Raw genomic sequence first — 25,527 nt, forward strand, 5'->3', positions numbered from 1 at the left:
TGGCCCTCTCAGTTCTCGGTGCCGCGGAGCATCAGGAGCGCTCCGGCAATCGTAGCGGTGACGATCACGATGTCGGCGAGGTTCCCGATGAACCAGTTGCCGTAGGCGAGGAAGTCGACGACGTGCCCCCGGGCGAATCCTGGTTGGCGGAAAAGCCGGTCGCCGGCGTGCGAAGCAGCGGCCCCGCCGAGCGCACCGATCACGATCGCCCACCCGGGGCGTCGGACCCGGAACGCGAACACGATCGCGGTGGCCGTGGCCGCGACGGCGATGAGAGCGAACACCCAGGTGAAGCTCTCCCCGAAGGAGAACGCCGCGCCGGGGTTGTACGCGAGCTGCAGGCCCAACAGGTCGCCGATCAGCGGGATGCGCTCGTGCTCCGACAGGGTGGCCTCGGCCCACACTTTCGTTCCCTGATCGATCACGACGACGACCACGGCGATCAGAAGCGCCCAGGCAGTGAGCCGCCAGCGTCCTCTCTGCGGACGCTCTCCCGACGCCGATGCCGACTCAACGTCGGTATTCGTGTCCGGGGTCATGCGAGGGCCTCGAAGAGACGGACGATAACGCCGGATTCAATGAGGATGAACAGGCCCAGGCCGATGAACACGACGGGGACGAGCCAGTGCTCGACACGTTCGAGCGTTTCGGTGACGGCCTTGTGGGTGCCGATCAGTCGCCCGGCAGCGCACCAGACGGCGACGAGGATCAGGAACACGACGATCATGACCGCGACGTCGCCGGGCGAGCTGGTGCGGAAGATCGGCGTGTAGAGGGAGATGTTGTCGGCCCCGTTGGCGATCGTGATCCCGGCGACCCCCCATAGTCCGACCGCGGTGATCTTGGAGTCGTCATCATCGTCGTCGCCGTTACGGCGCAGGCCGCGAATGAGCGTCCAGATGCCGATGCCGAGCGGGATCAGACCCAGGAAGCCGACCCATTCGTCCGGGACGATCGTGAGACCGAGCGCGGCGATCACGCTGATCACGACGAGTGTGATGAACCCGAGGTACTGGCCTGCGACGATCTGCCACGGTCGCGGCTTTCCCCGGCTGGAGGCGAGGAACAGCACGGTGAGCACGACGATGTCGTCGATGTTGGTCGCCGCGAACAGGCCGATCACCGACCCGATGGTTGCGAGCATCAGCTTTCCATTCGTGGTGTGCGGGTGCGTGCGGCGCGCAGGCCGTTGAGGATCACGATGACCTCCGCGACCTCGTGGACCAGGACGACAGCCGCGAGCCCCAGGACCCCGAAGAGCGCGAGCGGGAGCAGTGCGGTGATGATCAGCAGGGACAGGATGATGTTCTGGTTGATGATCCGCCGGCCCCGCCGCGCGTGATCGAACGCCCGCGGGATGAGCCGCAGATCATGACCCGTGAAGGCCACGTCCGCAGACTCGATCGCCGCATCGGAGCCGGTCGCTCCCATCGCGATGCCGATGTCCGCGGACGCCAGGGCCGGGGCGTCGTTGATGCCGTCACCGATCATCGCGACCGATCCCGCCTTCGACAACTCGCCGATCGCGGTCGCCTTGTCCTCAGGGCGCAGCTCCGCGCGCACATCAGCGATCCCGGCCTGCGCAGCCAGCGCACGAGCGGTGCGGGCGTTGTCCCCGGTGAGCATCGTCATGCCGACGCCCTGATCCGCAAGCGTGCGGACCACCTCGGGGACTTCCGGACGCAGCTCGTCGCGGACGCCGATCGCCGCGACCGGTGCCTCGTCGCGGTGCACGATCACGACAGTCATGCCCTGCTCCTCAAGCCCTGCAACCCGGTCGCCGAGCTCGCCGGCGTCGAGCCAGCGGGGGCTGCCGACCGTGATACGAGCGCCATCGACGGTGCCGTCGATGCCGTGCCCGGCCTGCTCGGTCACATCCGCGGCCACGGGAACACCCGGGGCTGCAGCGGTGATCGCCGCCGCAAGGGGATGCGTGCTGTGCTGCTCCAGAGCCGCCGCCCAAGCCAGCGCCTGCTCCTCGGCAATGCCGTTCGCAGTGAGGACCGCGGTGACCGCGGGCTCGTTACGGGTCAGGGTGCCGGTCTTGTCGACCGCGACGTGCCGGACCGTGCCGAAGCGCTCGAAGACCGCGCCGGACTTGATGATCACGCCGAACTTGCTCGCCGCGCCGATCGCGGCAACGACCGTCAACGGCACCGAGATCGCCAGCGCGCACGGAGAGGCCGCTACCAGCACGACGAGCGCACGAGTGATCCATACCTCCGGGTCGCCCAGCAGTGACCCAATGATCGCGACGAGCGCTGCGAGAATCAGCACACCGGGTACGAGCGGGCGGGCGATCCGGTCCGCGAGACGCGCACGCTCGCCCTTCTCCGTCTGCGCTTTCTCGACCAACTCCACGATCGTCGTAAGCGAGTTATCGGTACCGGCCGCGGTCGCCTCGACCTCCAGCACGCCGGAGCTGTTAATCGCGCCGGCCGACACCGCGTCCCCGGGCTCGACCTCGACGGGGATCGACTCCCCGGTGATCGCCGAGGTGTCCAGGCTTGAGCGGCCAGAGCGGACGATCCCGTCGGTTGCGATCCGTTCGCCCGGGCGGACCACCATGACCTGGCCGACCGTCAACTCCCTCGCCGGCACCTGCGCAGAGACGCCGCTCTGCAGCACGGTCGCCGTCTCCGGCACGAGCTTCAGCAGCGCCCGCAGGCCGCCACGGGCACGGTCCATCGCCTTGTCCTCAAGCGCCTCAGCAATCGAGTACAAGAACGCCAGAGCAGCGGCCTCCTCCACATAGCCGAGGATGACCGCGCCGATCGCGCTGATCGTCATCAGCAGCCCGATCCCGAGCTTGCCCTTGAACAGCTTCCGAATCGCGCCAGGAGTGAACGTCGACGCGCCCAGCAGCAGGCCGATCCAGAACAGTACGAGCGCCGGGATCTCGAGCCCGGACCATTCAAGGATCAGACCAGCCAGGAACGCGACACCGGAGAAGACCGGCACCATGATCCCACGGTCCCTCCACCAGGGCCGCTCCACCTCTTCGGTCTCATCCTCCGCCGCAGTGGCAGGCTCGTGCTCGCAGCTACACGCCGCGCTCACGCGTCCGCCCCTGTACCGCAGCAGCCCGGCACCGTGCACGACGAGTCCACACACGGCGCGTGCTCATCGACCGCCAGCGTCACATCCACGAGCGCGACGAGCGCAGCCGCAAGATGCGGGTCAGCGATCTCGTAGCGCGTCTGGCGACCCTCAGGCTCGGCGACCACGATCCCGCAGTCACGCAGGCACGTCAGGTGGTTCGAGACGTTCGAGCGGGTCAGCTCCAGCTCGCGCGAGAGCACGGCTGGATAGCTCGGGGCGTTCAGCAGAGTCATCAAGATCCGGGAGCGCGTCGGGTCCGCCATGGCCCGGCCGAGCCGGTTCATGACGTCGAGGCGCGAAGCAATAGTCAGCATGTACTGAACTATACAGCAAGCGCTGATCAATCATTGGTGATCAGTTCCCCACCATTCATTGGGAGAAGAGTCGGAAGCCGCTGAATACGCAACGCAACAACAGTCGGCGCTACCAGTAGCTACGCCCGCGTCTCGACCCGACACCAGGACACCGATCGACAGGAAGTCGATCTGCGCGCAGCCGGTGTTCGCGCCGACGACCTCTACTTGGATCGAGGAGCGTCAGGCGCGAACGCCTCCCGACCCGCACTCGACGCAGCGTTGAGGGCGCTCGAACGTGACGACACCTTCGTGGTGACGACGCTTGATCGCCTCGGACGCTCGACCGGCAACATGCTCACGCTCGCCGAAGAGCTCCGCGACGAAGGAGTCGCACTGCGGGTTCTGAACTTGGGCGGGGGGGCGTGGACACGTCGACCCCGATGGGGTCCATGGTGTTCACCGTCATGGCTGCGCTCGCGGAGATGGAGTTGGAGATCAAACGCGAACGCGTCCTGGACTCCGTGAGTAAGCGTCGAGCATCTGGAGCTGACCTCGGGGGACGCCCCCGGAAGATCACAGACAGCCAACTGCGCAACGCCGCCCAGTTGATCGCGGCCGACGTCCCGGTGGCCGAAGTTGCCCGGAACCTCGGCATCTCCCGCGCCACGCTGTACCGGCGGCTGTCAGAGGTAAACCCCGCAGCCGCGGAGCTACACGAAGTCGCAGAGGGAACACACCCTCCGGCACTTCACGGCCTAACGACCCCAGTCAAGCGCCTGTAACTACCACAAGGCGGGCATCTGCTGAGTCGGGTGCGATCGTTCGCATGCGTACGGGAATACGGCGTCGAGCCTCGCTGTTTCGCCTGTACCCCCTAGGGGTATCTCAGAACAGAGACCGATCAGCGCACCGAGGAGGACCTCATGGTCCAGATGCATGCACATCACAATGAGCACGCCCACCACGACCATCAGCCGGAGAGCGAGCACGCGGGGCACGGCGGGCACTCTGGACACGGAGACCATGTCGCGCAATTCAGGAAGCTGTTCTGGGCGAACCTGATCCTCGCGGTCCCGGTGGTCGTCTTCTCGGGGATGTTCGCGATGCTCCTCGGCTATCAACTCCCTGATGCGGCGTGGGCGGTGTGGGTGTCACCGATCCTCGGCACGGTCATGTACGTGTGGGGTGGAGCTCCGTTCCTCACGGGCGCTGTTACCGAACTCCGTTCCCGGAAGCCCGGGATGATGCTCCTGATCGCTCTGGCGATTACGGTCGCGTTCGTCGCGTCGTGGGGTGCGAGCCTGGGGCTTCTCCACCACGAGCTCGAGTTCTGGTGGGAACTGGCGCTGCTGATCGTGATCATGCTGCTCGGGCACTGGATCGAGATGCGCTCCCTGGCGCAGACGACCTCGGCGTTGGATTCGCTCGCCGCACTCCTGCCCGACGAGGCGGAGCGCGTGCAGGGGGACGTTGTATCGAAGGTCGCGCCCGCCGATTTGGCGGTCGGTGACGTCGTGATCGTGCGCCCCGGGGGGAGCGTTCCTGCTGACGGAGTGATCGTCGACGGGCAGGCCGATATGGACGAGTCCATGGTGACCGGCGAATCGAGCACGGTCGCACGAGGTGTCGGCGATCCGGTCACTGCGGGCACCGTCGCGACCGATTCCGGGCTCCGTGTCGCCGTGCGAGCAGCCGGCGAGGACACGACGCTCGCCGGGATCCAGCGACTGGTCACCGATGCGCAGAACTCCACGTCGCGCGCGCAGCGCATCGCGGACCGCGCCGCGGCCTGGCTCTTCTGGTTCGCGCTGATCGCCGCGGCCATCACCGCGCTCGTGTGGACGCTGCTCGGCTCCCCGGATGCGGCCGTCATCCGCACCATCACCGTCTTGGTGATCGCCTGCCCCCACGCCTTGGGGCTGGCGATCCCGCTGGTGGTGTCGATCGCGACCGAACGCGCGGCACGAGGTGGGGTGCTCATCAAGGACCGCCTGGCGCTCGAGAGCATGCGCACCGTCGACGCCGTACTCTTCGACAAGACGGGCACACTGACCAGAGGCGAACCGATCGTGACGGCCATCGCCCCCACGACCGGGCATTCCGCTGAGCAGGTCCTCGCGCTTGCCGCTGCCGCCGAAGCCGACAGCGAGCATCCACTCGCCCGGGCGATCCTGCGCGCAGCCGCGGACCGGGAGCTGTCGGTGCCCACCGCGAGCGGGTTCAGGTCATCGCCCGCCGTCGGCGTGCGCGCGGACGTGGACGGCGCGGAGATTCGCGTGGGTGGCCCCCGCCTCCTCGCGGAGCTCGGCGAAGAGGAACTCGACGCGTCCGCCGATTGGAAGGCCGCGGGCGCGATCATCCTGCACGTCGCGCGAGAGGGCCGCGTCATCGGGGCGCTCAGTCTTGCCGACGAGATCCGCCCCGAATCCCGCGAGGCCGTCGACGCACTCCACAAGCTGGGCGTGGAGGTCGTCATGATCACGGGCGACGCGCAAGCGGTCGCCTCCGCCGTCGGCGACGAGCTCGGCATCGACCGAGTCTTCGCGGGGGTGCGTCCCGAGGACAAGTCAGCGAAGATCGCGGAACTGCAGAGCGAAGGCAAGAAGGTCGCGATGGTCGGTGACGGCGTGAACGACGCCCCTGCCCTCGCGCAGGCGGACGTGGGCATCGCGATCGGTGCCGGAACGGATGTGGCCATCGCGTCGGCCGGCGTGGTCCTCGCCAGCGACGACCCCCGCTCGGTGCTCTCGGTCATCGAGCTCTCGCGGGCGAGCTACCGCAAGATGCGGCAGAACCTCTGGTGGGCAGCTGGCTACAACCTGTTGTCTGTCCCTCTCGCCGCGGGCATCCTCGCCCCGATCGGATTCGTCCTCCCCATGTCGATCGGCGCGATCCTCATGTCCGCGTCCACCGTCGTCGTCGCCCTCAACGCGCAGCTGCTCCGACGCCTCGACATCGCTCCCGCGCTCAGCGCACGACGCATTCTCGACCGATAGCGAGCGGGAGTCGCGTGCGCGCCCCAAGCGGGAATCTGCCCCGGCTGCGCGCGCCACTCCCAGGCGCAGCTGGCACACGGCACGGTGCGCGCCGGCTGCTGGGCTGCGTGGGTTAGACGCCCGCACCTACCAGGGGTGGGGAAACGACGGTGCTGGGGGTGTTGTACTGCTTGAGGAACGCGAGGCCGTCGAGCTTCTGACCTGCGGCGTCCTGGACCTCGAGATGCAAATGCGGCCCCGTGGAAGTGCCGGTGTTGCCGACCTGGCCGATCTGGTCGCCCACTCCGACCACGGCTCCCACCTGGAGCGTCGCGGACCCCTCGAGCATGTGTGCGTACACGCTCCGGTACGTGGCCCCGTCGATGACGTGCTCGAGGGTGATATTCACTCCGAGACCACCGTTGTCCGTGGGGGTGACGCTCGTGACGACGCCATCCGCGATCGCCCCGATGGGCGTGCCCTGGGCTGGCGCGAAGTCCACGCCCATGTGGTTCGTACTTCCGATACCGCCCGGGGAGACCCGAGGTCCGAAGTCGTCCGTGATCGCGACACCGACCGGGAACGGCCACTGCACGGGGGCAGACAGGTCGTTCGCGAACGCGCCGTTATCGACCAACGTCGCGAGGTTCGCGGTGGCGGCCGATCCCACCGTCGTCACCGAGTAGACAGAGTCGCGCTCACGCGCGCTCGTTCCCTCACCAGTCACGGTGAGCGTCTGGCTTGGAGCACCGGACGCGGGCTGCACGAGCGCCGCCGCCCCAGTCTCGGCAACCCGATCATGGTTCGTTGGGACTGCCGTGGCTGGCAGCGCAGCGAACGCGGCGACACTGCCGGCGATCCCCAGCCCGAGCACACCACCCGCGAAGCGGAGCGCGGTCTTGCCGCTGCGGTGGGGGCGTCCCGAACGGATCGTCGCGCCCTCCACATCGAGATTGTGGAGGCCAGTGCCCTCACGCTCCGAGGATTCTGCGTCGACCTCAGCCAACACCAAAGCGGGCGTAGAGCTCTGGTTGGTCTCCGGCCGGCTCGCCGGAACACTAGTTGGAAGGCTGGGCGTGGACGCTGGCGCTGGCGACTCGCGCCGGTCGATGCGACCCGCGCGCTCCGCGTCACGTCGCTCCCGCCGCGTCGACAGAACTGGCGCTGCACTCGTGACCGGGCCACGACCCGCCTCAGCCAGGGCGCGCTCCTGCGCGCGCAGTTCCCGACGAGTACTCGCGTGTGAGTCATGGTGCATGTGGACACTCCCGCAGATCAAGCCACCCCTGGATGGGAGCCGCCCGGCAAAGATAACAGAACTATCACGTTTGTCTCGGATTCATAACGTAGGGTTCTGATAGGTGTCACGGGGCGGCGACTGACTCGCGGGCAACACAGGGATTGCCGCCAATGATCGGGTACCCTCCGGGGGTAACTGATGAGCGTGCGAACGGAGAGAGGTGGCGTCATGGAGACCACTCCTGAACGACCTCGCGGCATGCTGGCACGCACCACCGTCACGGTGCTCCTGCTCCTCGGGATACTGCTCGGGCTGGCGAGCGTGCACGCGCTCGCGACCCACTCTCTGCACGAAACCGCGCACAGCCACACGCTCGTCAGCGAACCCGCAGGACACGCTCCGTCCGCAGCGCAGGCGGGCCACGCTGCCGCGATCGACAATCCCCAGTACGGCGAGCAGCGAAGTGTCGTGCCCGTCATGCCGTGCGATGACTGCCTCATGGGGCCAGCGGGCGTGATGGTCGCGCTATGCGCAGCCCTCCTCCTCACTGTGGCCGCCGCAGCTGTCGTCTTCCGCCATCTTTCGACGGGGACGACCGGGACCGTGGCCACGGCGTGGCCACCTCGAGGTCCCACGCCCAGGGCCCAGTTCCATGTCTTCCGCATACCCCTGACCGTTCTGACTGTCTGCCGGATCTGATTGCTCGTTCGGTCGCGACGCGACCGCTCCGCCCCCTCAGGGCAACGCGCAGATCCCCACCCACAGACTCAGAACGGACAACCCCTCATGAAGCACTCACGCATCGTGCTGCTCTCAACGACCACGCTCGCCGCAGCTCTCGCCCTAGCCGCGTGCTCACCCACCAGCGCACCCGACAGCATGGGCGGCATGGACCACAGCACCATGACCGAAACCACGCCATCACCTTCATCCGCGGCGACCGGCGACGCCAACGACCAGGACGTGATGTTCGCGCAGATGATGGTCCCCCACCACGAACAAGCCGTCGAGATGTCGGACATGATCCTCGCCAAGAGCGACATCAACCCCGAGGTCACCACCCTCGCCGAGGAAATCAAAGCCGCGCAGGGACCCGAGATCGAACAACTCAACCAATGGTTGAGCGACTGGGGGGCTGAGTCCATGTCCGGGATGGACCACAGCATGGACGGCATGATGAGCGACGAGGACATGGCGAACCTCGACGCCGCCACCGGCGACGACGCCTCCCGCTTGTTCCTCGAGCAGATGATCGAGCATCACGAAGGAGCCGTCTCGATGGCTCAAGAAGAAGTCGACAACGGTCTGAACTCGGACGCCACTGCCCTCGCCCAGACGATCGTGGACACGCAAACAACCGAGATCGAGACCATGAGAGAGCTCCTCACCTCCCTCGCATAACGCACGGTCAGCGAAGCTCGACACACGTGCCCCGGGCGCAGCGCACGCCAGCGCCAGCCCGGGGCACCTCTCACGCCCAACGAATCCCCAAGCCAGGAACACGAGCGACACGGCACAGCTCGCTGCTTGCAGGGAGCTGTGCGACAGGAGCAATGACCATCCCGGCACGCAAAAATGAAACCCACACCTTATCCGTGCGCCGATGCGATCAGCACACTCACGAGCTGTCTCATAACTTCGATGCTTATGAGACACCTGAAGGCAGACTCCTGCATACTCAGAGGAGGATGCTTTTTTGAGCTACCGGCGGGGAACGCGGGCGAGCATGTCGCCAATCGCGCGGAGGATCGCCACCACGCGCTTTGCCGGGACACCACTACGACCGAAGAGTACGCGCAGAACAATCACCGCGGCGAGCGCGATGAGTATCAGGGCGAGCCCGGTCAGGATGACCAGCAGCGCGGTGGGATCCACCGAACCGAGGAGCTCAGGCAGCAGGTTCATCATGTGGACCTCCACTGAGTTCGGCGCACGAGTGTGCGCCAGGATTCACCGCCCGGGACGGGCGATGAGCTTGTCGAACGCTCGACACTGAGCGCTCGTGAATTCGGGACTTCCGTCTGCATGACAGAAGAGCGGGCCAGCAGGGCGGCCTGTGCCCGGGCATGAAAAAAAGCCGACACGAGGTGTCGGCGTCGAATCCGCAGGCAGACGGATCATCAATACGAAAGGAAAGTACCGGATTTCCCACTTTTCCGGCAACCACACAGCTCCATGCTCACGGTAGGAGCGGAAGTCGGTGCCGAGCAAGAGGATCCGGGGCCGACCCTGGATGACTATGCCATCTGGCACGCTCGGGCAGACGTCTCCCCGGAGCCTCGATCATCCCTCGAAAGACAGTCACGCTGCAACCCCGCTATGGAGCGCCCATCTTGAAGCTACTGGGTGACATCGCTCACGCGTCAAGACCTGCACCGATCGAGCTGGCACCGAAAAAGGCCAACCGCGCGGTTGGCCTTGGGCGGAGTGAACCGCCAGGGGCGATCCTATCCCGAAGGTGCGACATCCGCGCAAACAGTGGGATGTCGGTCCCTCGCATCTTCAACGTACTGGGTGAAGACAGTACGGCGTCAAGATCGTCCTGAAACGAGAAAAGGTCAGCTCATGGCTGACCTTTTGAGCGCAGAAGTCCGCGTAGGGACATCATCGCTCGATTTCCGCAGCGACGTCAAGACCCAGCCTCGAGGCTGCGCGCGTCAGATCCGTGCGTGGAGGACTTCGACGCGGGCGCGAATGTCGTCGCGGACGAGGCGCATGCGGTCCATGCCTTCGATGCCGCGCTCTGAGGGCTCGTCGGTGATCCACGTCTCGATCAGCACACCGGCAGTCTCCGGTACCCGCGCTTCTGCGCCGAGCACGACGATGAGGTCGGCCGCGTCGATCATCTCCGGCATGAGCTGCTTCGGATGCTCGTCGCCGACGCTCACGCCGATCTCGGCGAGCGAGTCCACGGACTGCTGATTCAGCGCAGCGCCGGGCTTCGTACCCGCGGAGGTGACGTGCACCTCGGGGCCGGCGACGGAACGCAGGAGAGCTGCGGCCATCTGGGACTTGCCGCCGTTCTTCTGGCAGACGAAGACGATGTTCGTGGGGCTGGAGGTCATCGGGTCGCTCCGGTGAGTTCGTTGCTGGTGAGGAGGGCGGCGAGCGAGTCGAGCGCGCCGGGGACGAGACTGAAGTAGGCCCACGAGCCGCGCTTCTCGCGGGCGAGGATGCCCGCCTCGACCAAGATCTTCAGGTGGTGGGAGACGGTGGGCTGCCCGAGTCCGAGCGGCTCCGTGAGGTCGCAGGCGCACGCCTCCGCCTTCTCCTGCGCAGCGATCATCGAGATGAGCCGCAACCGGGCCGGGTCAGCGATGACCTTGAGGGTGCGGGCCAGCTTCTCGGCGTTCTCCGCGGAGATCGCCTCGTCGGTGAGGGGCTCGCAGCACGCGGTCACGTCGGTGAGCGGCAGGAGTTGCGTGAACGACATCTGAACGTCCTCCAAGGAAATTGACAGTCATCGATACCCTAGCCATACTCGTATCGATCCGCATCAATATCGACCGAGATCAATATCTCTCTGGAGCTTCATGACTGCTGTCACCCCGCCCGTCAAGCTCGGCACCACGGACCGGTTCCTGCCGGTCTGGATCATCGCGGCCATGGCCCTCGGCCTCGCTCTCGCGGTGTTCGTCCCCGCCGTGGGGGAAGCACTGCACGCGTTCGAGATCGGCTCCGTGAGCGTCCCGATTGCCGTCGGGCTGCTGGTGATGATGTATCCGGTGCTCGCGAAGGTCCGTTACTCGGATGCCCGGGCCGTCGCCGGTGACCGGAAGCTGCTCATCTCCTCGCTCGTCATGAACTGGCTCGTGGGACCCGCCCTCATGTTCGCCCTCGCCTGGCTGCTGCTGCCAGACCTGCCCGAGTACCGGACCGGACTCATCATCGTGGGGCTCGCACGCTGCATCGCGATGGTGCTGATCTGGAACGACCTCGCCTGCGGAGACCGGGAAGCCGCCGCGTTCCTCGTGGCACTGAACTCCGTGTTCCAGGTCATCATGTTCGGGGCGCTCGGCTGGTTCTACCTGCAATTGCTGCCGTCCTGGCTGGGCCTGCCCACGACCAGCGCGGACTTCTCGTTCTGGGCGATCACCCTCAGCGTGCTCGTGTTCCTCGGCATCCCGCTGCTCGCCGGCTACCTGTCCCGCCGCATCGGGGAGTCAACGAAGGGCAGCGACTGGTACGAGTCCAGGTTCCTCCCCAGAGTCGGGCCGTTCGCGCTCTACGGGCTGCTGTTCACCATCGTCATGCTCTTCGCCCTCCAGGGGCAGCAGGTAATCGACCGCCCCTGGGACGTCGCCCGCATCGCCTTGCCGCTGCTCATCTACTTCGCCGTCACCTTCCTCCTCGGCTTCGGACTCGGGAAGCTGGTGGGCCTCGGTTACGAGCGCACGACGACGCTCGCGTTCACCGCGGCGGGCAACAACTTCGAGCTCGCCATCGCCGTCGCGATCGGCACGTTCGGCGCGACCAGCGGGCAGGCCCTCGCGGGCATCGTCGGCCCGCTGATCGAGGTTCCCGTGCTCGTAGCCCTCGTCTATGTCGCCCTCTGGCTGCGCCCCGGCTCTTCCCCGCCGCAGCAGCCACCCCGACACCCGCTGCGTCGACGTCCACGCTCGTCTGACCCCGCTCCACGTACCTCTCTGCCCCCGCTTCACCCACCTCTGTGAAAGGCCTCTGATGTCCACGAAACCTTCCGTGCTGTTCGTCTGCGTCCACAACGCTGGCCGCTCCCAGATGGCCGCCGGCTACCTCACCGCCCTCGCAGCCGGGCGCATCGAGGTGCTCTCCGCAGGGAGCGAGCCGAAAGACCAGATCAACCCCGTCGCCGTCGAGGCCATGGCCGAAGAGGGCATCGATATCGCGGGCAACACCCCGAAGGTGCTGACCACGGAAGCCGTCCGGGCCTCCGATGTCGTGATCACCATGGGCTGCGGCGACGCCTGCCCGTTCTTCCCCGGCAAGCGCTACGAGGACTGGAAGCTCGACGACCCCGCAGGCCAGGGCATCGAGGCCGTGCGCCCCATCCGCGACGACATCAAGCAGCGCGTCGAAGCGCTCATCGCTGATCTGCTTACCGAGAAGGCGTAGCCGACCATGACCGATCTCAGCCAGCGCCGGGGACTGCCGGGCCTCGCCTACCCCGAAGCCTCTCTCCAGCGCCTCGCGGGCGAGCTGGCCGAGCAGTTCACCGGCATCTTCACTCCAGAAACCGTCGAGCGGTACGTGCTCGAGTCCTACGCGGCCCTGCTGCGCACCTCCACCGTCAGAGCGCACCTGGTCACCAACACGACGAGGTTCGCGAAAGACCGCCTCACCGCGCTCGCGCAAGCCAAGGGCGACATCGCTCGCCCCGTGCCGGAAATCCTGTTCCTGTGCGAGCAGAACGCTGGCCGCTCGCAGATGGCCGCGGTCCTCACCCAGGCGCTCGTCGGCGACAAGGTGCACGTGCGCTCCGCGGGTTCCGCACCCGCGAAGGTGCTCCACCCGGAGGCGGTCGACGCGATGGCGGAGCTCGGCCTCGACCTCGGCCAGGAGTTCCCGAAGCCCCTCACCGACGACGTTGTGCAGGCCGCGGATGTCGTGATCACGATGGGCTGCGGCGACGCCTGCCCCGTCTACCCGGGCAAGCAATACCAGGACTGGAACCTCACCGATCCGTCCGGGCTGGGTGCCGACGAGGTGCGGGCGATCCGCGACCAGCTCCACAGGCACGTCACCGAGCTGCTCGCCAGCCTCGGCGTCACCCCCATCGCGCTCGAAGGCTCCCGCGCGTGAGCGTCGAGAACGTCATCGTCGTCGGCTCCGGCCCGGCCGGGTACACGGCTGCGATCTACCTGGCTCGCGCCGGCCTCTCCCCGGTGCTGCTCACCAGCGCTGTGGAAGCGGGCGGCGCGCTCGTGAACACCACGGAGGTCGAGAACTTCCCGGGCTTCCCGGCCGGCATCCTCGGCCCCGACCTGATGGAGAACATGCGCCAGCAGGCGGAACGGTTCGGGACGCGCATCGTCGTCGACGACGCCACCGCACTGCGGCTCGACGGCACGATCAAGGCCGTCGAAACGGGCTACTCGGGCACGTTCGAGGCGCACGCCATCGTCCTGGCCATGGGATCCGCGTACCGGAAACTCGGCATTCCGGGTGAGGAGCGGTTGACCGGGCATGGGGTGTCCTGGTGCGCGACGTGTGACGGGTTCTTCTTCAAGGGGCAAGACATTGCCGTCGTCGGGGGTGGGGACTCCGCTCTGGAGGAAGCGATGTTCCTGACTCGGTTCGCGAACAGCGTCACGCTCATCCACCGCCGCGGGCACCGGCTGCGCCGCAGCCCAGGACGCGGAGCACTACCTCGCCTCCGCGGGCCTCGCCACCTACCCGCAGGCCGTCACCGCGGAACTTGACGCGGCCTCCTCCCCCGTCCGCTAACCCAAGGAGCCAGTCATGACCACCTCCCCAGTCCTCACCCCAGCGTCGACCACCGGTCTCGATGCGTTGCCGGTCGCGATCATCGGCGCGGGGCCCGTTGGTCTCGCCGCCGCCGCGCAGCTGCTGGAGCGAGGGCAGGAGGTGGTTGTGTTCGAAGCGGGAGACCAAGCTGGATCCTCTGTCGCAGCGTGGGGGCACACGCGCCTGTTCTCACCGTGGGAGTACCTCGTGGACGAGGCCGCCGCGCGCCTCCTGGACGATGCTGACTGGAACGCACCACCCGCCAAAACCCTCCCCACCGGGCAGCAGCTCGTCGACGACTACCTCCTGCCGCTCGCCGCGGTCCCCGCCCTCGCGGACCGCATCCGCTACGGCCACCGTGTGCTCGCCGTCACCCGCCGCGGCATGGACCGCACCCGCACACTCGGACGCGAACGCGCCCCCTTCGTGCTCCGCACCGAATCCACTGCTGGGGTCACCGAAACGCTCGCGCGTGCCGTGATCGACGCGTCCGGCACGTACGAGACGAGCAACGCCATCGGCTCCAGCGGTTTGGAGCCCATCGGCGCGGACCAGGTGCGCGAGCACCTCAGCCACGCCCTGCCCGACGTGCTCGGACACGACCGTGCTCGATTCGCCGGGAAACGCGTCCTCGTCGTCGGTGCCGGCCACTCCGCCACGAACACCCTGCTGAAACTCGCCTCCCTCGCCAAGCGGGAACCTGCCACGCAGATCTTCTGGGCCATCCGTGGCAAGCAGCCCACCCGCGTATACGGGTCCGCCAACGACGAGCTCGCAGCGCGAGGCGAACTCGGCGGGGCCACCCGGGCGCTCGTGACCTCCGGGCAGGTCCAGCTCCTCGACGAGTTCGAAATCGATGCCCTCGCTCCCGCGGAGGATGGCGGCGTTCGAGTCACCGGGATTCGCGCGGGACTTGCCGCCTCCGTAGACGTCGACGTGATCGTGAACGCGACCGGGTTTCGCCCCAACCTTGACCTGCTGCGCGAACTCCGACTCGACCTCGACACCGTCGTGGAAGCACCCCGAGCGCTGGCACCGCTGATCGACCCGAATGCGCACTCCTGCGGCACCGTCTACCCACACGGCGTGGACGAGCTCACCCACCCCGAACCTGGCTTCTACATCGCTGGCATGAAGAGCTACGGCCGCGCCCCCACCTTCCTCCTCCTCACCGGATATGAGCAAGTGCGATCCATCGCGGACGAGCTCGCCGGACGCCACGAGCAGGCGCGCCTCGTCACGCTCGTCCTCCCGGAAACCGGAGTGTGCTCGACGGGTACTCCAGCTGAAGCCGAAGAAGCACGCTATGTCGCGCCCGACCTCATCAGCAACGACGGAAAAGCCGCAGCGCTCACTTCAAGCTGCTGCATCTAATCCACGGTGCGGTCGCCACCAACCCTCGCAAAATCCCGACACGGGGCACGCCTGGGGTACTGGCCAGTCAGAGGGATGGGCTTGAGAAGTCTCGCTCTGCTGGTCGCCCGTTACCCGGGGCGACCGGACCCGCATGCACGTCGACCGGTCTCGTACCTCGAGCGCGTCGCGCCTCCACCACGCGTTCCTGTTGCTCTCTGCTGGACGTGCTCGCGTCAAGCAGACGCTCGCGGGTGATGCGTTCAGCGTGGATTGCATCGAGCTTGCGCAGATCTGGCAAGGAGGCCCGCGTTGCTTCGCGCTCGAGACCGCGCGCTTCGTTCACCTGGACCTGGAGCGCATCGATTTCCTCGGTCTTTGGTCCCTCGCCCCGGCGCGGGTCCGAGTTCGCGTCGTTGCGGGCCTGGCGGAGCTGCCGCAGCTCGAATTCGAGGCGGTCGGCAGTGTCCTTGATGGCCTGCAGCTCCGCGTGCGTGTGCGCGGGGAGGATCTGCGCCTCAGCAGCGTCCAGGTCGAGCAGGTGCCCTGCAGGGCGCTGTTGCCAAGGCCCGGGCGCGAACACGCCTTCGCGGACCGAGATCCCGAGTTCGCGATGCAGCGCCCGGTAGTTGTCGTGCAGGCTGGCTTCGAGCTCACCGCGGCGCAGCGACTCCACGAGTTGCCGTTCCGCGGTGGCGTCGTCGCTCGCGACGAGGAACGCTTCGTTGACGCGCTTCCCTCGCGTGAGGCCGACGTAAAGGCCGGCGGCGTCGACGCCGGGGCCAACAATGGAGCCATGCACGGTCTCACCCTGGATCCCGTGAATCGTGGACGCGTAGGCAAGTGCGAGTTTGTCGGCCGCGTAGTCCGCGTCGACCGTGGTGGTGAGCCCCTTCTGGTCGACGGACTCGAGGAGCAGCTTCCCGGACAGCGTCTTCTTCCGGACGGTCCAGACCTGACGGTTCTCCACGTTCTGTTCGCTGTCGTTCTGCCTGGTCTGCACGACGTCGCCCGCGTAGATGACCGACCCGTCCGCCGTGCTGGCCAGCATCTGGCCAGTCACCTGACCGCGGACAATGCGCTCTTCTTGGATGAGGTCGTTAAGGGTGACCGCTTCCTCGTTCGTGGCCACGCATAAAGCGGCCCGGTCCTTGTGTCCGGCGAGTTCCAGGTACCGGTCACGCATGGCCGCGTGCAGCTCGGTCATGGTGGCCGCTGTCCGGACGTGACCGGTGGCCACGAGCTCGTGCGCCACGACGTCCGGGGCGTCGCCGGCGCGCATGCGCAGCGTGAGGTTCGCGTAGGCCCTGTCCGTCTCGCCCTTTTCGGTACGGAACCGGTGCACGGACTCGAGATCGACGTGCGTGTCCGCGTAGCGCTGGCCGAGCGCCATCGCGCCCGTGTGGCCGACGGGGTTGACCTGGGCGGGATCCCCGACGAGCGCGATCCCGGTGCCCGTCTCGGCGGTCACCTGGAGCAGCGCGTGCATGGTGTGGAGGTCGACCATGCCTGCCTCGTCCACCACAATGCGGGTCTTCCGGTCAACGACGGCGCTGTCCTTCGGCCCTCGGTAGGCGTGGCCGTCCTTGGACATGGGGTCTTTCTGACCGATGGCAAGGCGCTGCCAGACTGGCCGTCCGGTGTCCTTGTCCGCGGTCGATCGGAAGCCGTACTGGTAGAGCAGTGCGTGCAGGCTGGTCGCGTCCGCTCCCGTTTCGCGTCCGGCCACGGACGACGCTTTCTTCGTCGGCGCGACGATGAGCACCTTCCGGCCCTGGCCGGACAAGGAGGCCCTGGCCACTTTCAGCATGGTTGTCTTGCCCGCACCCGCTGGCCCGATGACCGTGACCAGACGCGACGAACCAGCGATCGCGGCTGCGGCCGCGGTCTGCTGCTCGTCGAGGCCGTGCTCGCCGCCGATCTTCGGGTTGCTGGCCAGCTGGTCGATGAGGTGCGTCGCCACGTTCTTCCCGCGCTTGGCCTGCGCCCGCATCCCCTCATCGACGTCGCGCTTCAAGGTGGCGGTTTCGGCCAGCATGTACCGGCCAACCCCACCCGGCACGTCGATGCTGTCCGCGGCCAAGTCGATCAGGTAGTGGTCGCGTGCCCGGTCGAGGGCAGCGTCCACGGCGGATGCGAGCACGTCGCGGTCGCCGGTGGCCACAACGCGAGCGACCGCGCGGACCGCGCCCGCGCGCAGCGTGAAGTCCGAGAACCGGCCACTGGAGGAGGTCGACCGGGAGTCGGCGTCCGCGATGGCCAGCCTGGCCACCCGGTCAATGTCCGCCGCAGATACGCGGACAGCCCGGTCAGTGACCGGGGGAGCGACCGGCTTCCGCCGCTTGAGGAGGGCCGGGTCGAGGTCAGTGAGCTCGCGGCGGACGCTCTCCGCCCAGTCCTCCTCGGACACCATGTCCGGCTTCTCTGGCCGTCCGACCGCCCACGCGCGCCGGTCAATGGCCATCTGGTCATTGACCGTCGGTTCCTGTCCGGGGTGGTCAGTTTGCCACTCGGCCAGGAAGCGGGCCTTGGCCGCTTCGATCTGGTTCGACCGCTTCGAGAACGACCGGACAAGATGCTGCAGTTGCTCGACTTCACCCGTGGCCGGGTCGATCGTGAAGCCCTTGGCCGCGAGCGTGGCCACCCATTCCGTGTCCGTGATCGCGGCCAACTGACCTTCCGCGTTCACCAGCGTCTGGAAACGCAGCATTGTCCGGGAATCGAGGTTTGACCAGCGGCCATCTTGTCCGAGGACACGAGCGTTGAGCCACATGTGGGTACGCGCGTGCGGGTCGAGGGACCGTGACCGGGCGTGCTTCAGCTCGACCACCTCGATCTGCGCGAGGTCCATGCTGATGCGACCTTGCGCGCCGCGGCGCGCGTTCAGTTCGGTGCGCCACATGTCGATGGTGCGATCGCGGATCCGTTCCTGCAGCGCGTCGAACGCGGCCGCGATCTCCGGGTCCAGCATCGCGGCGAGCGACAGCGTCTTGGGTGCGTTCACGGTCGCGTCGAACAGGAGATCCGCGTCGGGCCCCTGCACTTGGTAGCCGCGGTGCACGCCCGTGGCCGGGTCGCTGCCGGCGACCCACGCTTTCAGCTGCTCCACGCCCAGCTCATCGGCGGCGATGCCCGCTTCGGTGGCGGTGAAGCGGGTCACGGTCGATCCGGCGTGCGCGTACCCGATCGCAGCGTCGACGGACGCGAGTCGGTCGGCTCGAGCGCCGTCGCAGACGCCGTCGAAGGCGTAGTGGACCGCGGCTCGCAGGCCATGGCCTGCGACGCCCCGCTTCCATCTCGCTACTCCGCCGCGCACGGAATGAGCGTAGCTCACACTGAAAGTGCCTGCGTGCATTACATCCTTTCTCTCCTCGTGTCCGTCACTTCCCCTCTCTCCGTTTCCCTCGTCTTCTCCACTTATTTCTCCTCCCTTGTCTCCCTGATCCCGTCATTCCTCGTTCTCCCTCGTCCCCTCATTCGTTCGCTGCTCTCACTCCTTCGTTGTCCTCTCCGCGTGACTCTGACCGTTCCTCTCTCGACGCGAATCGAGGCGGTTCAGTCGTCGTTGACGCGTTCCGGGAGAGCTCACGCATAGAGGGGTAGGGAAAGCACACGGCTTGCCCTCCGGGGACGCCCAGCGCTGACCCGGGAACACCGTCGGGCGCGGCAACGCGACCCGGCGAGGAGAGGTCAGTCATGACACGCACGAACCGCACCGCAGCGAACCAGCTCCGCAAGCTCGACCAGCAGTGGGCAGCCGAAGACCACCAGGCGCTCGTCGCCTGGTTCACGAGACACCCGGACACGGCGTCACGGGAACTTCCCGAGCTCGAGGAACTCGTGACCGCGGCCACCGAATCCGGACACCCACCAGCGGCCGCGCTACTGGGCATGGCCGTGCTCGTCACGGACACCACGATCCGTCTCGCGGACCCGGCCACTCTCGACCCGGTGACAGGTCGTCTCGACCGCGCCGCGGTCGAGGGCTACCTGGCCGCGCTCGACCTCTGGGTCGGACCGCCGCTGGACGGCGCTGACCGCAAACCGGTCAAGCGGACACGTGACCTGTTCGGCAACGAGATTGGCCGCGCTCACCTCATCGAGGGCTGACCGGTCCCACGGGCACGCTTGTCCGGAGGTGCGGAGATCACGCTTCCGGACAAGCGGCTGCCGTGACGCGGCCACGAGCTTCCCGGACAAGATGCCACGTCCGGGCAGTGTCCACCTGGGCTGACCGGTCATTGGCCGGACAGTCGAGCACCAGACATCCGCTCCGAGCAGCCGGCGAGTGCCGCGCCCTTGTGGGGTGTGGCGTCCGCGTCGGTGAACTGATGACCAGCTCGGCGGGTTAAGCGCCACCACACCTGGAGGGGCGTCGCCTCGTGGGAAATGACCACCCTCGGTCTAGTACCGCAGCCGGATCCGGCTACGCAGTAATCTCGATTTCATGGACCGACAACCTGGGCTCACCGACTTGGACGACTTCTATCGGAGAACGAACGCGCAGGAAGATGTCGTTGTGCACCCGGTCGGGCGTTCGGGGAAGCCGTTCGTCATTGCAGCCCTGTTCGATGGCAAGGACGCCATGCTTCCCCCGGCCGCGACGGTGTACGTCGGGGACGAGATCGTGAGACAAGACGCGCGGGGTGGTGAGACTCGATACCTGGTCACCGATCACGTTCCACATGTGCATCCCAACCAGCCGTCTCGGAGCTTCTCCTTGGCCACGTTGGTGGACCGTCAGCAGGTGGATAGAGACCAGACTCGATCCCCGGGCGGCAACAACTTCTACATCAGCGGAGGTCACAACCAGCTCGCCGTTGGAGACGGAAACCGGCTGCAGCAGGAGAACCACGGTGACAGTGCAGCAGTCTCGGCCTTGCTCGCCAGCATCATCGAGAGGATGCCACGGGAGCTGCTCCCCGCATCGGTCGCCGCGGACATTGAGGATGCAGTGGAGGAAACCCGAGAAGTGCTGGCATCCGGTCCCACCCCGTCGAGGATGAAGCGCTCGCTGAGAGCACTGAAGGGGACTGTGGAGGACGTCGTAACCTCGGCACGCGCGGGACTGGCTGTCGGGGTCAAGACTTGGGCGAGTACGAGTGTGGCAGCAGTGATGCAGCAAATCGACGGACTCTAGGCAACTCTGCGCGGTGTCGCAAATGTCGGTGGTTCACCTGACGCTTCTTGCATGTTTCATGCCTTCGATCCCGGCGCGGACGTGCCCGCCGCGGAACTTGTGAGCGCTGATCAAGCGCTGGCATCGCTCACGTTGCGGTGCGCGCGAATCGAATACACCGGTTCTAAGGGGTATGTGCACCAGCGAGACGTCTATTGGGTGCCGCTCGCTGTGCGCCCGCGAGACGGGTCCTCGTGGCTACTGTGGGAGAAGGTCCCGCCGGTCTACCCAGACACCTCCCGCGCTCTTCCAGTGCAAGGTCTGAGCTCGTCGGCCATGGGGGTCGACGGTGAGGTGTACCGCGCTGAGCGCTTCAACTACCTCGACGTGCCGAACGTCGAAACGCTGCCGCCTGGTGGGTGGATGGCGTCGTAGATGGGCATTGATGGGCGTTGCGCCAACCTCTGGTTTTGAGCTGTCGAGATTCGGGACATGAGCAAGCGACGAACCGTGGTCGGTCATTGGCGTGATCGAGCTCATGGCGACGCGCTGGCTCGTCGGCCTTGGGGATGTGCCAGCGTAGATTAGCTGGACTGATCACGTCAAAGGGGCGCGGAATGGATATCGGCTGGATTCAGACACTCGTGGGCATTCTCGTTGGCGCGGTCACGCTGCTTACTGCGATGGTTAGCGTGTTCGGGTCGAGCGCGCGTTCCATCAGGAACGGACTCAAGACTGATGGAGAGCTGATCGATTTCCTCGACGGTGATGCGCGCGACCAGCTACGAGCCGACCTGCAGCGCCGGACGTATGCCTTGCTCGCGGCGATCCGTTACCCAGGACTGACGCTCTACGAGGTCCTTGAGGGATTGCTACTCGCTGCCATCTTCGCTCTACTGCTTCTGCTTCCGCGGGATATTGCGACGTACAGTCGAGAGGAACTCCTGTCCGGCGACGGCGCAATGCTCGCATTTGCGGTTCTGAACATGATGGTGATTGCGTTCCTGGTGTTCGCGCGCCTATCCCGGTCATGGTGTGGTCGAGCGAGGATGCGATTGGCCTACGTAAGGACGCACCTCGGTGATGACGACGCAACCCGTCTACACGCTCTCCTTAAATTTCCGGCATGGGCTGGATGCATCATCCTTACGGCAACTCTGAGCTGGGCCGTCCTGACGCAGCTGTCAGCGGCCAGCAAGATCGCAGGCTGGGGACTCGGCGTCGTGGTCTTGGGCGCGGTGATCACCGTCGCCATCGGTCTTGCCGTCGTCATGGGTGTGTCGATAAAGAACTCTTTTGATCCTGACTCCGCAGGAACGACGGACGCGACAGAGCCATCGCACCCCCAACCGGAGGCCGCTGTTGAGCAGCCATCTTCTTCGAACTCGAGGGTCGAGGGACAGGAGGACCACGAACGGATGCCCTCGATCCCTGTGGTTGGATCCGCCCTAGACGAAGATCCTCGCAACGCCGAGGACAATGTGGCCCGCACATAGCGGCTTGGCGTTCCGGCCCGCAACTCGACAGAGGAGCGCCACCCTTGGACGTCCGTGTCATCGAGTTGGCGATCAAAGCGAGTTATTCCTGGACTGGGCCTTACTCGCTAGTCGCTAGTTTTTGCGCATCTCCAACTCTCCACACACCACCTCGAAAAACTCGAGCGCACGGTGACTACCATTCCGGGAGAATCACCACCTCGAACACTCAGGCAACCTCCCCTTGGAGGCGTGGGATCGATCGGAGCGCAGCGGAGAGCGATCGCGCGGCAACCCCAGCCGCAGGCTGGCTCTCGACGACCGAGCCCTGCCCGCTAAGAAGCGGGTGACCTAGATCCAGCCGGAGTGAGTCTCAGGCCAGGCCACCTTGGCGTTGCTCACGAGTGAACTCCGCCCACTTCTGCTCGGGGCGTGCGATCGGCATGCTGCGCCGCCACTGACGGCGGATCCTGGCCGACCCATCCTGGTGACGGACGAGCCAGGCGGTCAGCAGCACCCAGTTGAGGACGAGGGCCGCGATCGCGATCCACGTCCCGGACTGGAGGTGAAAGTCGAAGCTGAGTTCGCTGTCCCTGATGTGCATCGTGATCTGTCCGAGCGCGATCCACACGACGACGACCGTGGCGATGATGCTCTGCCCGAGCCAGAACGTGCACAACCACAGGATTGTGATCAGGATCGCAGGCATCCAGGCGAACGGGTTGAACATGACAGCGCTGATGCTGAACGGGTAGCGGATCCAAGGCATGTCTGCACGCTAACCGCGACCACAGACATTCGTGAATGGAACTTCCTGAATTCGTGCGCGTTTCGTGCGCAAACAATCGGTGTCTCGGCAATGGGTAGTGAACATGTTCGTTCGTTACCTGAAGGGGCACCCTTGCAGTCCACACGAGTACTGGCCACCTCCACGGCCCTAGCCTGCGGAATCGGCTTCACGCTGCTGACCGCTCCCGTCGCTCACGCCACGGAACTCACCTCACCCGACTCGACACCTGCTGCTTCGACGCACGCGATGGTGATCGACGACGCCGAGCCACCCGCGGCCGACGACGGCACGGAGCCGACGGAGGAACCCGAACCGCCAATCGAACCTGAGCCGACGGGGGAGCCGGAACCCGAGCTGCCGCAGCCGGAGATGCCCGTCGTCCCGGTCGCCCCAGCAGTGCCGGACGCTCCCGCTCCCGACTTCGCGGAGTCGGAACTCGAGTACGACACCGACTCCGTGTCCACGAGCTCCGACTTCTCCGACGAGTCGGAGGATTCGACAGAGGAATCGGCCCCAACCAAGCTCGCGGTCACCGGCCCTGAGTCCTCCGGTGCCACCGTCACGGCGCTCGGACTCGCAGCCCTCGCCGCTGGCTTGGGCGCGCTCGGGATCCGCCGACGCTTCCGCCGCGCATGACTCGCAACCGCATCACCCGATCCGGCGCCGCTCCTGCGCGCGTCTCCATCACGACCGAAGGAACGACCACACGCATGAACACCACCCAGAACCGCGGCGCAGCATTCCGCACCAAGCAGACCGCCCGCATCGGCATCACCAGCGCAGCGCTGCTCGCGATCGTCGGCGGCGGCGTCCTCACTTCCGCTGCCGCCGCAAACGCCGCGCCCGGTGGCCCCGCCATTCAGCCCCAGGCTGAGATCACGAACAACATCGGCGACGTCATCAAGAACGTCAAGGTCGAGGCCATCGAGAACGCCCCAGCCAATCCGGACGTTGACCTGAGCTGGCGCTCCGCCCTCATCACGAGCTTCGACCTCCACGTGCCCAACGACGCGCAGCCGGGTGACACCATCGGCATTCGCGTTGGCGACGGACAGTTCCGCTTCCTCGCCTTCTCCGGCGTCGAGATCAAGACCGCCGCTGGCGAGCTCATCGGCACCGCCTCGCGATCCGCCGACGACCAGCGCATGATGTACATCAAGCTCGGTGACGCGGTGGCGACGTCCGAGAACATCGTGGGCAAGGTCACCGTGTCCGCGCAGCCGCTCCAGCACCGCGACCAGACCACGGGCACCTTCTCGCTGTTCAGCAACGACGGTGCGGTCAACCTCGGGCCGAACACCGAATACGTCATCTCGGCCACGTCCCCGGCCTCCACCAACACGATCCTCGCTCCGGCCACCTTCGGCAACGAGGTCGGCTTCAACACGCTCACGCACAGCACTGGTGGCGTGCCGGCTGATCTCAGCCAGGTCACCATGACCATCAAGCCGATCGAGGGACAGAAGGGGCTTGTTCCCGACTGCGAAAAGTCGCAGGTCAACTGGCTCTCGGACGGCAGCTACGTCCAGACCGACGCGGGCTTCAAGCCGCGCATCATCAGCTGCAACCTCGCCACCGGCGAAGTCACGCTCGGCTTCCCCGCAGGAGCTGTGGCCCCCGCAGACATCGACGGCAAGGCCCTCACTGGCTTCACGTTCCGCACGTTCTGGGTTGCCGACAAGCCGCAGACCGAGTACTCGCTCACCAGCTCGACCATCCGTGGAACGGGAGCAACCCCGCAGGTCACGACCGGCAAGGGCACGTCCCCGGCCATCGATGGCGTAGGCGAAGGTCAGGTGCGTCAGGCCGCAACGAGCATCACCAAGACGAGCAACGCCCCCGAGCGCCTCATCGTGGGTGCGAAGTTCGACTACGAGATCATCTCCTCCAACGACGAAGAGCTGCGCCCGGCGTACGCGATCCAGGACTTCGACAAGCTGCCCGAAGGCGTCGAGTTCGTCTCGGCAACCGCGGGCGGCAAGTACGACGCCAAGACCCGCACCGTCACCTGGCCCGCCGTCGACATTGAGGGCGCGGGTGAGCGCAAGCTCGGCGTGACCGTCAAGGTGCTCGACTCCGCAGCCGACGTCATCACGAACACCGCCTGGCACATCGGCACGAACACGCCGAAGGCCGAAGCGTCCGTGAGCGACACCCTCACTCGTCTGGGCCTGGAGCTCGAGAAGAAGCTCCTCGAGGTCGTCGACGCCAACAACGACGGCACGATCGGCAACGCCGGCGACGTCAACAAGTACGGCTTCGACGTCACGAACACCGGCACCGCCCCGGAGAAGGTCATCACCCTCAACGACAAGCTGCTCGGCATCGACGGACAGGAGATCATCCTGGACACCGCGCTCGAGCCCGGCGCGACGATCCAGCTCCCCGGCGAGTACGCGTACACGATCACCGCCGAGGACGAGAAGGCCGGCAAGGTCGTGAACGAGGCCAGTGTCTCCGTTCCCGGCATGCCCACCCCGGTGACGGACACCATCGAGACGGAGACCTCGACCGGTCCTGGCCCGACACCGGCACCGACGCCCGCGGCATCATCGACGCCCGCTCCTGCGGCAACGGTGGACCTCGCCAAGACGGGCGCTGACGCGTTCGGCATCTGGGCCGCGGTCCTCGGCGGCATCACCCTCCTCGGCGGGGGAGCAGTCGCCCTGCTCCGCCGCAACCGCACGGCGTCTCCTGCCGAATCGACGCCCAGCGAGTAGTCCTCGCTCC

At 66.5% G+C, this 25,527-nt stretch carries 23 protein-coding genes and 2 pseudogenes; 15 read left to right on the forward strand and 10 right to left on the reverse strand.

What is annotated here, in order from left to right:
* Positions 1–8: 8 nt before the first annotated feature.
* From ACQFZP_RS00735 to cmtR, 4 genes are read right to left on the reverse strand one after another with little or no spacing between them, the layout of a single operon-like run.
* The gene (locus tag ACQFZP_RS00735; protein WP_036297873.1) at positions 9–539 is read right to left on the reverse strand and encodes a signal peptidase II; all 531 of its coding nucleotides are present in this window, start codon (positions 537–539) and stop codon (positions 9–11) included.
* The gene (locus ACQFZP_RS00740) at positions 536–1,144 is read right to left on the reverse strand and encodes a cadmium resistance transporter (protein WP_211890026.1); all 609 of its coding nucleotides are present in this window, start codon (positions 1,142–1,144) and stop codon (positions 536–538) included. The genes ACQFZP_RS00735 and ACQFZP_RS00740 overlap by 4 nt, the downstream gene beginning before the upstream one ends.
* A complete protein-coding gene (locus ACQFZP_RS00745) occupies positions 1,144–3,060 on the reverse strand; it encodes a heavy metal translocating P-type ATPase (RefSeq protein ID WP_036297919.1) in 1,917 nt (638 codons plus the stop codon). The genes ACQFZP_RS00740 and ACQFZP_RS00745 overlap by 1 nt, the downstream gene beginning before the upstream one ends.
* Positions 3,057–3,416 (reverse strand): Cd(II)/Pb(II)-sensing metalloregulatory transcriptional regulator CmtR, encoded by a 360-nt coding sequence (cmtR, locus tag ACQFZP_RS00750; protein ID WP_036297877.1) that lies wholly within the window; start codon positions 3,414–3,416, stop codon positions 3,057–3,059. Before cmtR ends, ACQFZP_RS00745 begins: the two co-directional genes overlap by 4 nt.
* 84 nt (positions 3,417–3,500) lie before the next feature.
* Here cmtR and ACQFZP_RS00755 point away from each other — a divergent pair.
* Positions 3,501–4,180 (forward strand): annotated as a pseudogene (locus tag ACQFZP_RS00755) (recombinase family protein).
* A 150-nt stretch (positions 4,181–4,330) separates the two neighbouring features.
* Positions 4,331–6,394: a heavy metal translocating P-type ATPase gene (locus ACQFZP_RS00760; protein WP_249312068.1), complete on the forward strand. Its 2,064-nt coding sequence runs from the start codon at positions 4,331–4,333 to the stop codon at positions 6,392–6,394.
* A gap of 112 nt (positions 6,395–6,506) precedes the next feature.
* On the opposite strand, the gene ACQFZP_RS00765 is transcribed toward ACQFZP_RS00760, so the two are convergent.
* Positions 6,507–7,319, reverse strand: coding sequence for a M23 family metallopeptidase (locus ACQFZP_RS00765; protein WP_211890028.1), 813 nt, complete (start codon positions 7,317–7,319; stop codon positions 6,507–6,509).
* A gap of 522 nt (positions 7,320–7,841) precedes the next feature.
* Here ACQFZP_RS00765 and ACQFZP_RS00770 point away from each other — a divergent pair.
* A complete protein-coding gene (locus ACQFZP_RS00770) occupies positions 7,842–8,312 on the forward strand; it encodes a hypothetical protein (RefSeq protein ID WP_211890029.1) in 471 nt (156 codons plus the stop codon).
* A 180-nt stretch (positions 8,313–8,492) separates the two neighbouring features.
* Positions 8,493–9,014 carry a DUF305 domain-containing protein gene (locus tag ACQFZP_RS00775; protein WP_249311984.1) on the forward strand — a complete coding sequence of 174 codons (522 nt, stop codon included), beginning with the start codon at positions 8,493–8,495 and terminating at the stop codon, positions 9,012–9,014.
* Positions 9,015–9,314: 300 nt separating this feature from the next.
* Here ACQFZP_RS00775 and ACQFZP_RS00780 read toward each other — a convergent pair whose 3' ends face one another.
* The 3 genes from ACQFZP_RS00780 to ACQFZP_RS00790 form a co-directional block, all read right to left on the reverse strand.
* Positions 9,315–9,521: a hypothetical protein gene (locus ACQFZP_RS00780; protein ID WP_211890031.1), complete on the reverse strand. Its 207-nt coding sequence runs from the start codon at positions 9,519–9,521 to the stop codon at positions 9,315–9,317.
* 749 nt (positions 9,522–10,270) lie between these two features.
* On the reverse strand, positions 10,271–10,678 hold the full coding sequence (locus ACQFZP_RS00785; RefSeq protein WP_211890032.1) for a low molecular weight phosphatase family protein: 408 nt from the start codon (positions 10,676–10,678) through the stop codon (positions 10,271–10,273).
* Positions 10,675–11,046, reverse strand: a complete 372-nt coding sequence (locus ACQFZP_RS00790; RefSeq protein ID WP_068495214.1) for an ArsR/SmtB family transcription factor — start codon at positions 11,044–11,046, stop codon at positions 10,675–10,677. Before ACQFZP_RS00790 ends, ACQFZP_RS00785 begins: the two co-directional genes overlap by 4 nt.
* 100 nt (positions 11,047–11,146) lie before the next feature.
* On the opposite strand from ACQFZP_RS00790, the gene arsB reads away from it, so the two are divergent.
* From arsB to ACQFZP_RS00815, 5 genes and pseudogenes are all read left to right on the forward strand, one after another.
* Positions 11,147–12,286 carry an ACR3 family arsenite efflux transporter gene (gene arsB / locus ACQFZP_RS00795; RefSeq protein ID WP_211890033.1) on the forward strand — a complete coding sequence of 380 codons (1,140 nt, stop codon included), beginning with the start codon at positions 11,147–11,149 and terminating at the stop codon, positions 12,284–12,286.
* A gap of 10 nt (positions 12,287–12,296) precedes the next feature.
* Positions 12,297–12,707 carry an arsenate reductase ArsC gene (locus ACQFZP_RS00800; protein WP_211890034.1) on the forward strand — a complete coding sequence of 137 codons (411 nt, stop codon included), beginning with the start codon at positions 12,297–12,299 and terminating at the stop codon, positions 12,705–12,707.
* Positions 12,708–12,713: 6 nt separating this feature from the next.
* Positions 12,714–13,394, forward strand: a complete 681-nt coding sequence (locus ACQFZP_RS00805) for an arsenate reductase ArsC (protein WP_211890035.1) — start codon at positions 12,714–12,716, stop codon at positions 13,392–13,394.
* Positions 13,391–13,921, forward strand: a pseudogene (locus ACQFZP_RS00810) (NAD(P)/FAD-dependent oxidoreductase); the annotation flags it as partial. The gene ACQFZP_RS00805 and the pseudogene ACQFZP_RS00810, both read left to right, overlap by 4 nt.
* A gap of 133 nt (positions 13,922–14,054) precedes the next feature.
* Positions 14,055–15,434, forward strand: coding sequence for an FAD-dependent oxidoreductase (locus ACQFZP_RS00815; protein ID WP_211890037.1), 1,380 nt, complete (start codon positions 14,055–14,057; stop codon positions 15,432–15,434).
* Between the two features lie 67 nt (positions 15,435–15,501).
* Here ACQFZP_RS00815 and ACQFZP_RS00820 read toward each other — a convergent pair whose 3' ends face one another.
* On the reverse strand, positions 15,502–18,729 hold the full coding sequence (locus tag ACQFZP_RS00820; protein ID WP_211890038.1) for an AAA family ATPase: 3,228 nt from the start codon (positions 18,727–18,729) through the stop codon (positions 15,502–15,504).
* 380 nt (positions 18,730–19,109) lie between these two features.
* Here ACQFZP_RS00820 and ACQFZP_RS00825 point away from each other — a divergent pair, with 380 nt between their 5' ends.
* The 4 genes from ACQFZP_RS00825 (at position 19,110) to ACQFZP_RS00840 (ending at position 22,028) form a co-directional block, all read left to right on the forward strand.
* Positions 19,110–19,523 (forward strand): hypothetical protein, encoded by a 414-nt coding sequence (locus ACQFZP_RS00825; protein WP_211890039.1) that lies wholly within the window; start codon positions 19,110–19,112, stop codon positions 19,521–19,523.
* A gap of 337 nt (positions 19,524–19,860) precedes the next feature.
* A complete protein-coding gene (locus tag ACQFZP_RS00830; RefSeq protein WP_211890040.1) occupies positions 19,861–20,553 on the forward strand; it encodes a hypothetical protein in 693 nt (230 codons plus the stop codon).
* A gap of 291 nt (positions 20,554–20,844) precedes the next feature.
* On the forward strand, positions 20,845–20,967 hold the full coding sequence (locus ACQFZP_RS00835) for a hypothetical protein (RefSeq protein WP_283245113.1): 123 nt from the start codon (positions 20,845–20,847) through the stop codon (positions 20,965–20,967).
* A 182-nt stretch (positions 20,968–21,149) separates the two neighbouring features.
* Positions 21,150–22,028, forward strand: coding sequence for a hypothetical protein (locus ACQFZP_RS00840; RefSeq protein WP_211890041.1), 879 nt, complete (start codon positions 21,150–21,152; stop codon positions 22,026–22,028).
* Between the two features lie 352 nt (positions 22,029–22,380).
* On the opposite strand, the gene ACQFZP_RS00845 is transcribed toward ACQFZP_RS00840, so the two are convergent.
* Positions 22,381–22,776, reverse strand: a complete 396-nt coding sequence (locus ACQFZP_RS00845; protein WP_211890042.1) for a hypothetical protein — start codon at positions 22,774–22,776, stop codon at positions 22,381–22,383.
* 132 nt (positions 22,777–22,908) lie between these two features.
* Between ACQFZP_RS00845 and ACQFZP_RS00850 the strand changes: the two genes are divergently transcribed.
* Both ACQFZP_RS00850 and ACQFZP_RS00855 read left to right on the forward strand, forming a co-directional pair.
* Entirely contained in the window at positions 22,909–23,433 is a 525-nt protein-coding gene (locus ACQFZP_RS00850) for an LPXTG cell wall anchor domain-containing protein (RefSeq protein ID WP_211890043.1), read from the forward strand.
* 74 nt (positions 23,434–23,507) lie between these two features.
* Positions 23,508–25,517 (forward strand): DUF7507 domain-containing protein, encoded by a 2,010-nt coding sequence (locus tag ACQFZP_RS00855; protein ID WP_211890044.1) that lies wholly within the window; start codon positions 23,508–23,510, stop codon positions 25,515–25,517.
* Positions 25,518–25,527: the final 10 nt, after the last annotated feature.

It is taken from the genome of Pseudoclavibacter sp. Marseille-Q434 (assembly GCF_050315415.1).
Taxonomy (GTDB): domain Bacteria; phylum Actinomycetota; class Actinomycetes; order Actinomycetales; family Microbacteriaceae; genus Pseudoclavibacter.

Coding starts and splice junctions, on each gene's coding strand:
- ACQFZP_RS00840 (WP_211890041.1), top strand. CDS start 21,150: ATGGATATCGGCTGGATTCAGACACTCGTGGGCATTCTCGTTGGCGCG.
- ACQFZP_RS00770 (WP_211890029.1), top strand. CDS start 7,842: ATGGAGACCACTCCTGAACGACCTCGCGGCATGCTGGCACGCACCACC.
- ACQFZP_RS00735 (WP_036297873.1), bottom strand. CDS start 539: ATGACCCCGGACACGAATACCGACGTTGAGTCGGCATCGGCGTCGGGA.
- ACQFZP_RS00775 (WP_249311984.1), top strand. CDS start 8,493: ATGGGCGGCATGGACCACAGCACCATGACCGAAACCACGCCATCACCT.
- ACQFZP_RS00805 (WP_211890035.1), top strand. CDS start 12,714: ATGACCGATCTCAGCCAGCGCCGGGGACTGCCGGGCCTCGCCTACCCC.
- ACQFZP_RS00855 (WP_211890044.1), top strand. CDS start 23,508: ATGAACACCACCCAGAACCGCGGCGCAGCATTCCGCACCAAGCAGACC.
- ACQFZP_RS00780 (WP_211890031.1), bottom strand. CDS start 9,521: ATGATGAACCTGCTGCCTGAGCTCCTCGGTTCGGTGGATCCCACCGCG.
- ACQFZP_RS00800 (WP_211890034.1), top strand. CDS start 12,297: ATGTCCACGAAACCTTCCGTGCTGTTCGTCTGCGTCCACAACGCTGGC.
- ACQFZP_RS00740 (WP_211890026.1), bottom strand. CDS start 1,144: ATGCTCGCAACCATCGGGTCGGTGATCGGCCTGTTCGCGGCGACCAAC.
- ACQFZP_RS00845 (WP_211890042.1), bottom strand. CDS start 22,776: ATGCCTTGGATCCGCTACCCGTTCAGCATCAGCGCTGTCATGTTCAAC.
- ACQFZP_RS00760 (WP_249312068.1), top strand. CDS start 4,331: ATGCATGCACATCACAATGAGCACGCCCACCACGACCATCAGCCGGAG.
- cmtR (WP_036297877.1), bottom strand. CDS start 3,416: ATGCTGACTATTGCTTCGCGCCTCGACGTCATGAACCGGCTCGGCCGG.
- ACQFZP_RS00790 (WP_068495214.1), bottom strand. CDS start 11,046: ATGTCGTTCACGCAACTCCTGCCGCTCACCGACGTGACCGCGTGCTGC.
- ACQFZP_RS00815 (WP_211890037.1), top strand. CDS start 14,055: ATGACCACCTCCCCAGTCCTCACCCCAGCGTCGACCACCGGTCTCGAT.
- ACQFZP_RS00825 (WP_211890039.1), top strand. CDS start 19,110: ATGACACGCACGAACCGCACCGCAGCGAACCAGCTCCGCAAGCTCGAC.
- arsB (WP_211890033.1), top strand. CDS start 11,147: ATGACTGCTGTCACCCCGCCCGTCAAGCTCGGCACCACGGACCGGTTC.
- ACQFZP_RS00785 (WP_211890032.1), bottom strand. CDS start 10,678: ATGACCTCCAGCCCCACGAACATCGTCTTCGTCTGCCAGAAGAACGGC.
- ACQFZP_RS00830 (WP_211890040.1), top strand. CDS start 19,861: ATGGACCGACAACCTGGGCTCACCGACTTGGACGACTTCTATCGGAGA.